Source organism: Paenibacillus sp. FSL E2-0190, from assembly GCF_037992965.1.
In the GTDB taxonomy this organism is placed as follows: Bacteria; Bacillota; Bacilli; order Paenibacillales; family Paenibacillaceae; genus Paenibacillus_AQ; species Paenibacillus_AQ odorifer.
Window position 1 is genome coordinate 6,394,247 of the sequence record NZ_CP150306.1, and the last position, 12,169, is coordinate 6,406,415.

The window sequence follows — 12,169 nt, forward strand, 5'->3', positions numbered from 1 at the left end:
TCTCAAGATGATATCACATCTTGGAGTAGACAGACAATAGATTGTGCGGCAATTCCTTCGCCGCGTCCGGCAAAACCAAGCTGCTCAGTTGTAGTAGCTTTAACATTCACCTTGGACGGGTCGGCATTAAGTGCACGTGCAATAATCTCGGTCATTTGTGGAATGTACGGAGCCATCTTAGGCTTTTGGGCGATAATCGTTGAATCGATATTTCCCAGCTTATATCCTCGCTCACGAGCAAGTGCCCATACCTCTTCTAATAACTTCAAGCTATCTGCGTCCTTAAAGGCTGGATCTGTATCCGGAAAATGTCTGCCAATATCACCAAGTCCAAGTGCGCCTAGAATCGCGTCACTAACTGCATGCAGCAGCACATCTGCATCGGAATGCCCAAGCAATCCTTTTTCGTAAGGAATCGTAACTCCCCCAATAATACAAGGCCTGCCCTCTACCAGCTGATGCACATCAAATCCTTGTCCTACAGCGATCATGATTGTCCCTCTCCCCTGTTTCTTTCTGTGAATTCTGCATAATCCAAATCATCAGGTGTCGTAATCTTAATATTTCTGTAGCTTCCCTCTACCACAGAAACCGGAATCCCCGCACGCTCCGCCAAGCTGGAGTCATCGGTGCCCAGAAAGCCATCCCGCTCTGCCGCTGCATAAGCCTCCAGCAAATCAGAAAGACGAAAAGTCTGCGGGGTTTGAATCGCCCACAGACTTCGCCGATCCGGCGTAGACAGTACTTGTCCTTCATTATCCACCTGTTTGATCGTATCCTTAACGGGTACAGCAAGAACCGAAGCACCCATCTGCTTCGCTCGTTCGTAGCAAGCCTCAATTTCATTCGGCTGTACAAACGGACGAACACCATCATGTACCATTACCCACTGTGTCGTAAGTTTCAACAACCCTTTATGTACGGAATGCTGACGCTCAGATCCACCAGTTACTATAGCCTTAACCTTGTCCAGCTTATAGAGCTGTATCCATTCCCGGCAGCGTTCAATATCCTCTTCACCGGTTACGAGCACGATTTCAGAGATCAATTCGTGCTGCTGGAATACCTCCAGCGTATGAACGATAATCGGCTTCCCCTGCAGTAACAAATATTGCTTGCTCTCCGGAGTTCCCATTCGCGTTCCTCTGCCTGCCGCCACAATGACGACGCCCACACTGTTTGACATTAATCTGGCTCCTGTCTTTCACGTATAATCCCATCATAACGTGTTTGGCGGGCATTTCCAACCCATAGGACAGTCCCCATACACTTTATCTTCACTTATTGCGCTTTTTCCAAAAGTTTTGGCTTAGCAAATATCATTCGGCCAGCCGAAGTTTGCAGCACGCTAGTGACCAGAACCTCCATCGTAGTCCCGATATATTCACGTCCGCCTTCTACAACAATCATCGTTCCATCGTCTAAGTAGGCTACCCCTTGCCCATGTTCTTTGCCATCCTTAATGACCTGAACTACGATTTCCTCACCAGGCAGCACTACAGGCTTCACAGCATTCGCCAGATCGTTAATATTCAGAACGGAAACACCCTGCAATTCGCAAACCTTATTTAAGTTGAAATCATTAGTGACTACTTTACCTTGGAGTACCTTCGCTAACTTCACTAACTTACTGTCAACCTCAGAGATTTCTTCAAAATCTCCCTCATAGATCAATACCTTCACATCAAGCTCTTTTTGAATTTTATTGAGAATATCAAGCCCACGCCGTCCCCGGTTCCGCTTCAACAGATCCGAAGAATCAGCAATATGCTGGAGCTCTTCAAGCACGAATTCAGGTATGACAATGGTTCCCTCAATAAATCCCGTCTTACAAATGTCAGCGATTCTTCCATCGATAATAACACTTGTGTCGAGAATTTTATGTTCCTCAAGCCCGCGGCCTTCCGGCTCAGCCGCTTGACCCCAGCGTCCAGATGTCCACAGTGCAGCTAGCTCCTCTTTTTTCTCCAAACCGATCCGCAGCCCCAGATATCCAAAAGCTAACGTAGCTGGCACTTGCAGCAGCTGCCCAGCTTTCCCAAGCCAGATCATTGCAGGGTATAACAGGAGAGATAACAGAAGCCCCCCTGTTAACCCAGCTGCACTTGCAGCTAATTCATTCATTGGAATACGCGAACAGTAGTGAACCGCCTCCCGCAGTTTTGAACCTCCCCATTCCGCGCATAAAGACCCCGCAAACAAAAAAATAATGGCACCCAGCACTGTAAATAAAATGCTTCCTTCTACAGGTAAGCTTTCACCCAGCTTTTCCATCCCCTTGGGGAATCCTCTTTCGAGCGCATGGTATAGCGAAAAACCTGACCAAGCACCACATATTAAGGCAAAAGACAAAATCACTTTTTTCCACATAACCTAACGCACCTCCTTTTTATTCATCCTAAATGGATCTATTCCTCACCAGTATGTTCCAATTTTCAAGACGATAAACTTAGGGTAGCGCTGGAAATGCAAAAAGGCTTTGCCATCCCCCAGGGAAGACAAAACCTTTGGTCATAATTTATTCAGTTACCTTACCTTTTGGACCGATTAACCGTTCTTGGAATGGTACACTTTATCCTCTGAACGACTACGACGACGATGACGGCGTCTGGCTGTCAACCGATCAATATTTTGCTTAAAGCCGTATAATGCATAAATTCCAAGTAAGACAAAGATCAGCTTAGCGATTTGCTCTGGGAACACAACAGCTACAGCCACTGCAACAACAATAACCACTGGCGCTCCAACCACCGCTTTTTTCGGCAATCCAATCTTTTTAAAATTAGGATATTTAACAGTGCTGACCATCAAATAGGATAAGAGCAGTGTAGCAACGATCATAAACGGAGCCGAAACATCTTTATTAAAAAGAGCTAATGTGGCCAGTACACCACCTGCAGCAGGAATTGGCAAACCGATAAAATAACCCGGAACCCCCGGACGAACATTAAAACGGGCTAAGCGCAAAGCACCAAACACCGGAAAAATCGCAGTTACTGTCCAGCCTAATGCAGAGTTCAAATCCTGCAGGCTTGAGACGTACAAAATAACGGCCGGTGCGACTCCGAAAGAAACGACATCAGATAAGGAGTCCAACTCCTTGCCAAATTCGCTTTCGCATTTTAGAGCGCGAGCTACTCGACCATCTAAGCCGTCTAACAGCATAGCAATAATAACCATGATAGCGGCCATGCTAATCTTACCGTCAAACGCCATCATGATACCAAACATTCCGAGCATCAAATTACCTATCGTAAAAAGACTCGGAATTGATTTTTGTATCATTTCTTCACCTCAATTTTCTAACTTTGGCCTTTAACGTCCCCAATATTACGTGATTGTATGTTATTTACATTTGCCTGTCAATAAGAACTTGCTTCTGTAAACGTTTGAGCCCATCCTGAATATTACGGGCCCGCACCTCCCCAATTCCGTCCACTTCATCCAATTCAGCTATGCTTGCGGACATCAAATTAGGCAGCATTTCAAACCGCTCCACCAGATTGTGAATGATCACATTCGGAAGCCGCGGAATTTTGTTAAGCAGGCGATAACCACGTGGAGTCACCACTTCTTCAGAGGTAATTGCCGTAGAAGAATAACCCAGTATACGGGCAATATGGTTGTCATCCATCAGATCATCATCGCTTATCCGTTTGAGACCGGCGATAATTTCACGGATTTTATCTTCCTGCTCTTCCTTAGCATAGTCTCTGTATAGAAGCCATGCTTCTTCCTCTGTATTTCCAACCAGTTCTTCCATCTGCATGCTGATCAGGCGTCCTTCGTTGCCCAATTCGTTGATATAGCGTTTGATCTCCATTTTTATGCGCAAAACCATCTCTACACGCTGGATAACACCCACTACTTCAGCAACGGTAACAATGCCCTCATATTCTGAAGCTGACAAATTCGTCAGTCCTTGCGTGAGCACTGCTTTATACTTCTCGAGTGTCTGAATCGCTTGGTTAGCCTTTGCCAAAATAGCCCCGATCTCTTTGAGTGCATAACGTATCGAGCCTTGATAAAGCGTGATGATATTGCGGCGTTGTGAAATGGAAACCACCAGCTTACCCGTTTGCTTCGCTACCCGCTCCGCGGTCCGGTGACGGATCCCCGTCTCGATGGATGAGATAGAAGAATCCGGTATAAGTTGTGTATTAGCATACAATATACGCTTTAAATCCTCACTTAGAATAATAGCTCCGTCCATTTTAGCTAGCTCATATAAATAATTGGGCGAAAAATCGCAGTTAATGGAGAATCCGCCATCCACTACGTCCATCACCTCAGGACTGTACCCTACGACAATAAGTGCCCCTGTCTTAGCGCGCAGCACATTCTCCAAACCTTCCCGAAAAGGTGTACCCGGTGCCGCCAGTCTGAGCAGATCATTCATATTCTCTAATTGGTTATATTCTTTCATATCCCTGTGCCCCCTAATCTAACGCGACCGATAGTGCATCTGCTACGGTACTGACGCCAATAATCTGGATATCTTGCGGGTGCTTCCATCCCTTCATGCTCTTTTCAGGCATAATCACCCGCCGGAAGCCAAGTTTTGCGGCCTCCTTAACGCGCATTTCCGCGCGCGAAACGCCTCTTACCTCACCGGTAAGTCCTACTTCTCCGAAGAAAACGTCGTAAGGTTTTGTTGAAATATCACGAAAACTGGAGGCGATACTAATTGCTACAGCTAGATCAATCGCCGGTTCATCCAGCTTTACTCCCCCGGCAACATTAAGGTATGCATCCTGATTCTGCAGGAACATGCCCATCCGTTTCTCGAGTACAGCGATAATAAGTGCCATCCGCTGGTGATCCATGCCTGTGCACATTCGCCGTGGGGAAGGGAAGTGGGTGGCAGCAACAAGTGCCTGAAGTTCTACAAGCACAGGTCTAGTTCCCTCCATACTAGCCACCACAGTAGAACCAGCCACGCCAAGCGGACGTTCCGATAAAAAGAGCTCCGATGGATTCTCTACTTCGGTAAGCCCCGCTTCACCCATTTCGAAAATGCCGATTTCATTCGTAGAGCCAAAGCGGTTTTTTACAGCCCGCAAAAGTCTATACGTATGATGCCGCTCACCCTCAAAATACAGCACGCAGTCCACCATATGTTCAAGCATCCGTGGTCCAGCAATAGCCCCTTCCTTGGTAACATGACCAACGAGAACTGTTGCAATTCCACGAATCTTAGCGATACGCATAAATCTTGTCGTACACTCCCGAACCTGGGTCACGCTGCCTGGCGCACTCGTTACTTCTGGCATAAATACGGTCTGAATAGAATCGATGACAAGAAATTGTGGCTGGATTTGTTCGATCGCTTCTTCTATGCTTTCCATATTTGTCTCACAAAGTACATAAAGCTCCGTTGACAACGCATCGAGGCGATCCGCGCGCAGTTTAGTTTGCCTTACCGATTCTTCGCCCGAGATATACAGTACTCGCAATCCCTGTGTTGTAAGGGCGTGCGAGGTCTGTAATAAGAGCGTAGATTTACCGATTCCTGGGTCTCCCCCTACTAGTACCAGCGATCCTGGTACGATCCCCCCACCGAGAACACGGTTAAGCTCACCTATACCTGTCAGTATGCGCGGTTCCTTGTCACTTTCTATACTTATGATCGACTGTGCCTTTTCTTTACTATGAAAAATAGGGGCATTCATTCCCTGTGTTTTGACTACGCTTTCCGTTTCCTCCACCATGGAGTTCCAAGCCTGGCACCCTGGGCATTTCCCGAACCATTTTGGCGATTCGTATCCACAGTCGGTGCAAAAAAATTTTGTTTTTGCTTTAGCCATTTGTTCTCCTTACGGTCCGAACTGTTTACAATTCGGATCATTTTCTTCTAATGAAAGTTTACCATTTCTACCCCTTTAACGAAAGGTCATTCGGTATTTGCATTAAATGTATATTTTAAATTGATCTATTTCCAATAAAAAAAGCTTCCGCTCCTCTATAAATAAGGAGCGAAAGCCTTGTTTATTTTATTCGGATTCTACTTCTTTTTCAAGCGCTGGCGCTACTGGAGCGTCCACTTTAGTCACCACAAGTTCTCCGCCGACCTCATCAATATTGAGGGAATCACCCTTTTGGATATTTCCTCTCAACAATTCCTCAGAAAGACGGTCCTCAATATGCTTCTGAATTGCCCGGCGCAATGGACGTGCACCAAAGGCTGGGTCATAACCTTCTTTAGCCAAGAAGGCCTTCGCTGCATCCGTGAGTACGAAATCAACATCATATTCACGCAGGCGCTTGCGCAGCTCATCAGACATCAACGTAACGATCTCAGCGATATGTTTCTCATCGAGTGAGTGGAAGACGATGATTTCGTCGATCCGGTTCAAGAACTCTGGACGGAAGCTCTTCTTGAGCTCTTCCATAACCTTGCCCTTCATATTGCCGTATTCTGCTCCTGCATCTTGCACAGCCGTGAATCCAAGCGTTGAATTCTTCTTGATTGCCTGTGCGCCTACGTTAGAGGTCAGAATGATAAGTGTATTGCGGAAGTCAACTACCCGGCCTTTGGAGTCGGTAAGGCGACCATCTTCAAGCACTTGCAGTAAAATGTTGAATACTTCCGGATGTGCTTTTTCAATTTCATCAAGCAGTACTACAGAGTATGGTTTACGACGTACCTTCTCTGTTAATTGGCCGCCTTCTTCATAGCCGACATATCCAGGAGGGGCACCAACTAAACGGGACGTGGAGTGCTTCTCCATGTATTCCGACATATCAATACGGATGACCGCATTCTCATCGCCGAACATGGCTTCAGCAAGCGCACGTGCCAACTCAGTTTTACCTACACCCGTAGGACCGAGGAAGATAAAGGAGCCCATTGGACGTTTCGGATCTTTAAGACCCGCACGCGCCCGGCGCAATGCCCGGCTGACAGCCTTAACAGCTTCGTCCTGACCAATCACTCGTTCATGCAGCAGAGCTTCCATGTTAAGCAGACGGTCGGTCTCTTCTTCCTTCAGCTTGCTTACAGGGATTCCCGTCCAGCTTGCAACAACCTGTGCGATATCTTCAGGTGTAACTTCAGAATCGGTGCGTCCTTGTTTTTCTTTCCACTGGTTCTTAGTCGTATCAAGCTCTTCACGGATTTTTTGCTCCGTATCACGCAGGGCAGCCGCTTTCTCAAACTCTTGGCTCTGAACAGCAGAATCCTTCTCCTTGCGGATATCATCCAAGCGCATTTCTAGTTCCTTCAGATTTGGCGGGATAGTGTAAGAGTGAAGCCTTACTTTAGACCCTGCTTCATCGATAAGGTCAATGGCTTTATCCGGCAGGAAACGATCCGGAATGTAACGATCAGACAGCTTTACAGCTTCCACGATAGCTTCATCCGTAATTTTCACACGGTGATGTGCTTCATAACGATCGCGAAGTCCAAATAAAATTTGTACCGCTTCTTCTGGAGATGGCTGATCCACCGTAATCGGTTGGAAACGGCGCTCCAAAGCTGCATCTTTTTCAATATATTTACGATATTCATCCAGCGTAGTCGCACCGATGCACTGAAGTTCTCCGCGGGCTAAAGCCGGCTTAAGAATGTTGGAAGCATCAATAGCACCTTCTGCGCCACCAGCACCGATCAGCGTATGAAGCTCATCGATAAAGAGTACGATATTCCCCGCTTGGCGAATCTCATCCATGATTTTCTTGAGGCGGTCTTCAAACTCACCGCGATATTTAGTACCAGCCACTACAGAGCCCATATCGAGCGTCATTACGCGTTTGTCGCGCAGTGTTTCTGGAATTTCATTATTAATGATTTTTTGGGCCAAGCCTTCAGCAATAGCTGTTTTACCAACCCCAGGTTCACCTATCAACACCGGGTTGTTCTTCGTCCGGCGGCTCAGTACCTGAATAACACGTTCAATTTCCTTGCTACGACCGATAACTGGATCCAGGTTGCCATCCTTGGCATAAGCCGTCAAATCGCGTGCTAGGCCGTCTAGAGTAGGTGTGCTGACATTAGCAGGTGTTCCGCTATGACTGGATGCAGCCTCGCTGCTTCCCAGAAGCTGAAGCACTTGCTGACGAGCTTTGTTCAAGCTGATGCCTAGGTTATTAAGCACACGAGCCGCGACACCTTCTCCTTCACGAATAAGTCCTAGCAGAATATGCTCAGTGCCGACATACGTATGTCCCAGCTTGCGGGCTTCGTCCATCGACAACTCGATTACTTTTTTGGCGCGAGGAGTATAAGCAATGTTCGTAGGTTGTTCTTGGCCTCTGCCAATCAGTGTCTCCACTTCGTCCTGGATTTTCTCAAGACCCAGACCCAAAGCGATTAATGCTTTAGCAGCAATGCCGTCTCCTTCACGAATAAGTCCTAGCAAAATATGTTCTGTGCCAATATTGTTGTGTCCTAAACGAACAGCTTCTTCCTGCGCTAGCGCTAGCACTTTTTGTGCGCGTTCCGTAAATCTTCCAAACATCATATCTCCTGCACCTCCATGAATAATAAATATCTATATTAATGTTGTGTTCCCAGTGTTTCTCGGAGCAGTTTCGCCCGATACATATCCCGTTCAGTGGCGTTCATCTCGTCACCGAACATTTTTTGCAGAAATCCTGGCTGTGTCTTAACGTTAAGCTCATTAAGCACGGAAATCGAAGGGCCTTCCAGTATACCAAGGTCAACCCCAAGTCTCACATCAGACAGCCGTTGTGCGGATTCTTTAAGCTCCATTAGAGCAGCGTAACACAAAATCCCATAAGATCTTTTCACTCGGTCTGTAATTCTTAAAGCGGAATCTACAAGCAGCCTTTCACGGGCATTTCGTTCATGCTCTATAATCTGGGTGACTACACTGTGAAGGTTCTCGATGATTTCACTTTCTGTTTGACCGAGAGTAATCTGATTGGAAATTTGAAAGATGTTCCCTACTGCTTCGCTGCCCTCACCATAAATTCCTCTTACAGTCAATCCCACTTGGTTCACTGCTGACAATATGCGATTGATCTGTTGGGTCATTACTAGTGCTGGCAAATGCAGCATTACTGAGGCACGCAGCCCTGTACCCACATTGGTGGGACAACTGGTCAAGTATCCTCTTTTATCATCAAAAGCGTAATTCACAGCCGATTCGAAGATATCATCGATGGCTGTCGCACGTTCCCATGCTTCTCTTACCTGAAGACCCGGGAACAGACATTGGATCCGCAGATGGTCTTCTTCGTTAATCATGATGCTGACCGACTCATCTTCATTTAATATCACAGCTGCGCCACGTGAATCATTAGCCAGATTAGGACTGATGAGATGTTTCTCGACCAATACCTTTTTATCCAGTTCATTCACTTCAGCAAGCTTTATCAGTTGAAAAGATCCGAATACGGCAGCAGTTTCCCCATGAAACACAGGGGCCAGCAGCTCTAATACTTCTTCCGATTGCTCTAAGGAAGCAAGCATAGGGAATGGAAGATGCTCTAAATTACGTGCAATACGCATACGGCTGCTAATTACAATCTCGGAGTGACTGCCTCCCGAGCGCATCCAATCACTAAGCGCTTGTTCAGTAAATCGGAGACTTGACATGTCATATCCCCCCTATATATCAAAGACTTTACTCTTGTGCCATTTCTTTTTCAAGTTGTCGAATTTGATCCCGCAGCTCTGCCGCAGTTTCGAATTCCTCCTGTGCGATACTTTGCTGTAATTCCAGCTTCAATTCATCAATTTGCCGTTTGAACACAATCTGTGCTCCAGCACGTTTGGGAATCTTGCCTACATGCGAAGTGCTGCCATGCACCCGTTTAAAGAGCGGGTCCAGTGCACTGTTAAAATATTTATAACAGGAGCTGCAGCCAAAACGACCCAATTTGCTAAACTGCGAGTACGTCATTCCACAATTCTCACATTGCAGACTCTGCGTAGTCTTCGTAGCAGCCGTCTTTTCCTTACCGGCCCCTTCAAGATCAAGCAGACCGGACAGCAAGCTGTGAATGGAGAATCCTCCAGCAGTTCCCGGGATCAGTTCACCCTTCTCCCGCGCACAGCTCTCGCAGATATGAAATTCTGTCTTCTCTCCATTCACGATCTTGGTGAAATGGAGTGTTGCTGGCTTGACGCCACATTCCTGACATTGCATAAGCGAAAGCCCCTCCCTTATGATTGACAATTATTTGCCTAACAAAGAGATTAACATCGCCTTCATAATCTTGGCCCGAATCTCATCCCGATATGGAATCTTAACCGTTAGGCAATCCCGAGAAACAGCAGCGCGCATAAGACACGCCTCACGCTTGCTTAGAAAACCAGCTTCCTCCAGTTGATAAATCAACCCTTCGGCAGCGTTCTGATCTATCCCGCCACCTATAGTATGGTTTAAATGGGCATGCAGTGCCACGTTTGGCGGCAATTCAAAACGTTGAATACGAATATATCCCCCGCCACCACGCTTACTTTCCACCACATAGCCTTTTTCCAGTGTAAAGCGTGTACTAATAACATAATTGATCTGTGACGGTACGCATGAGAACTGGTCCGCCAGGTCATTTCGCTGGATTTCCACCGTACCTTCGGGACTTTCATGCAAAATATTCTTCAGATATTGTTCAATAATATCAGAGATATTGCGCATCACTCATCCTCCAGTGCTCTTTAAAGCTTCATAATATCGCTTACGGCCCGCATCCTTAATGACATTCATTAGTGAACTTCATTCATATAAGTCTGAAGAAAACTTCACGAATTCAGAGGATCGCACTGTATGTCATCAGGTGCGTTGACTTTGACTTTCTTTGACTTTTTAATATTATAACATATTCTGTGCTAATTCCAAGAGGATTCTCTTATTTTTCACTTTTTTCAGCGAATGTATTCGGAAATAAAGAACTCTCCCAGCATCTTTCGAAGGGGAGAGCCTAATTATTTTCTAAAAATGATCAAAAAGTGCCGTTTCAGCTTGCGGTATGATTTCTTCGAGCCATTCCAGAGCCGTCGGATTACCAGTCACACGTCCATAACGAGCCAGCTCTGCTGGGCGTTTATATCCAAACATTAGAATCGTCAGCGTACCAATCTCACAGCTTAAGTCAGCTGCATCCCGTTCACCCTCTATACGCAAGAAAGCTGCTGCTCCCTTTTCGGAGACAGTCCATTCCCACAACCCGTCATTCCATGGGGCATATTTATCTTCAATATAGATAACCTGTTTCTTCTGACTGTTGTAACGCTTAAAAGAATAACTCTCCACGAATGCTTTAGCATTAACAATACGCGCCATAAAATAAGGATAATTCTCCTGCTCTATACGCGGATCAGGCAGCAAAAAAGGTAACATATCATCGGATGGCACCAGTTTTAGCGATGCACCGGTCACCATCGAATCGTGATTCGCAAGAAATGTCCACAGCCCCTGCCGGGCCTGTTCGTTCAAAAACACAAATTCATCAATGACCAGCTCTCTATTTTCTATCTTATATAGTACGTATCCTTCAGGTTCCCCAAGTTGTGAATAAAATACCGCAGTCTGACCTTCATCATCCAGAACAGAGCTCTCCCACCAGTCCAAATCACGCTTAAGTGTTCCGTTATATCTAACTGCAAAACGATTGTATAAGTTGTCCAATACTTCGATATCTTTAACACCACGTCTTACCTTGCCCTCAACTTCAACCTTCTTGGGAAACCTGGCAACAGGAATGGAGTATTTCTTATATTCACAATAAACTTCCCAACCAAATTTGCGATAAAAGGGGATCAGGAACGGATGCAGAAAAGATAATGTCTGCCCCGCCTCATTCATCGTTTGTAGCGTATGCGCTAGGAGCTTTGCCACATGTCCCTGTCTGCGATTCTCTGGCCATGTCGCTACCCCTGCGAGCCCTCCCATAGGTACTAATCTACCTTGTATGTACACTTCGAATGGAAGAAGAGTAAGTTTGGCTTCCAAAGTACCTTCTTCAAAAGCACCCCATACGCGTTCTGCTTTAAATCTTTCCTTAGCATTCGCCCTTTTCTCACTGGGCAGCTTGTATTGAAAAGCATATTCAGATAAATCCATGCTTAGATCAAACTCTTCTGAGTGCAACTGTCTGATATCCACAAAACTCACCTCATCATTTATGAATTTACTTTTATGGTTAGTATAACAAGAGAGCGTATTGTGTGCGAATTATAAGGATATTTTTCGAACTTTTT

11 protein-coding genes are annotated in these 12,169 nt (G+C 46.0%); all 11 read right to left on the minus strand.

The annotated features are described in order from the left end of the window. Positions 1-2 precede the first annotated feature (2 nt). On the minus strand, positions 3-491 hold the full coding sequence (gene ispF, locus NST25_RS28240) for a 2-C-methyl-D-erythritol 2,4-cyclodiphosphate synthase (RefSeq protein ID WP_036680486.1): 489 nt from the start codon (positions 489-491) through the stop codon (positions 3-5). Continuing rightward, positions 488-1,186: a 2-C-methyl-D-erythritol 4-phosphate cytidylyltransferase gene (gene ispD / locus NST25_RS28245; RefSeq protein WP_339170003.1), complete on the minus strand. Its 699-nt coding sequence runs from the start codon at positions 1,184-1,186 to the stop codon at positions 488-490. Before ispD ends, ispF begins: the two co-directional genes overlap by 4 nt. Before the next feature lie 95 nt (positions 1,187-1,281). After that, a complete protein-coding gene (locus NST25_RS28250; RefSeq protein WP_036680481.1) occupies positions 1,282-2,370 on the minus strand; it encodes a PIN/TRAM domain-containing protein in 1,089 nt (362 codons plus the stop codon). 177 nt (positions 2,371-2,547) lie between these two features. Further along, positions 2,548-3,285, minus strand: a complete 738-nt coding sequence (gene pssA / locus NST25_RS28255) for a CDP-diacylglycerol--serine O-phosphatidyltransferase (RefSeq protein WP_036680477.1) — start codon at positions 3,283-3,285, stop codon at positions 2,548-2,550. A gap of 64 nt (positions 3,286-3,349) precedes the next feature. Further along, a complete protein-coding gene (gene disA / locus NST25_RS28260) occupies positions 3,350-4,426 on the minus strand; it encodes a DNA integrity scanning diadenylate cyclase DisA (protein ID WP_036680475.1) in 1,077 nt (358 codons plus the stop codon). Positions 4,427-4,439: 13 nt separating this feature from the next. Then, on the minus strand, positions 4,440-5,807 hold the full coding sequence (gene radA, locus NST25_RS28265; RefSeq protein ID WP_036680472.1) for a DNA repair protein RadA: 1,368 nt from the start codon (positions 5,805-5,807) through the stop codon (positions 4,440-4,442). Positions 5,808-5,993: 186 nt separating this feature from the next. Then, positions 5,994-8,462: an ATP-dependent protease ATP-binding subunit ClpC gene (clpC, locus tag NST25_RS28270; protein ID WP_036680471.1), complete on the minus strand. Its 2,469-nt coding sequence runs from the start codon at positions 8,460-8,462 to the stop codon at positions 5,994-5,996. A gap of 35 nt (positions 8,463-8,497) precedes the next feature. Next, positions 8,498-9,562, minus strand: coding sequence for a protein arginine kinase (locus NST25_RS28275; protein ID WP_076218760.1), 1,065 nt, complete (start codon positions 9,560-9,562; stop codon positions 8,498-8,500). Positions 9,563-9,590: 28 nt separating this feature from the next. Continuing rightward, positions 9,591-10,115: a UvrB/UvrC motif-containing protein gene (locus NST25_RS28280; RefSeq protein ID WP_036680467.1), complete on the minus strand. Its 525-nt coding sequence runs from the start codon at positions 10,113-10,115 to the stop codon at positions 9,591-9,593. A 30-nt stretch (positions 10,116-10,145) separates the two neighbouring features. Next, positions 10,146-10,607: a CtsR family transcriptional regulator gene (locus NST25_RS28285; protein ID WP_036680465.1), complete on the minus strand. Its 462-nt coding sequence runs from the start codon at positions 10,605-10,607 to the stop codon at positions 10,146-10,148. A 294-nt stretch (positions 10,608-10,901) separates the two neighbouring features. Continuing rightward, a complete protein-coding gene (locus tag NST25_RS28290) occupies positions 10,902-12,074 on the minus strand; it encodes a GNAT family N-acetyltransferase (RefSeq protein WP_340392946.1) in 1,173 nt (390 codons plus the stop codon). Positions 12,075-12,169: the final 95 nt, after the last annotated feature.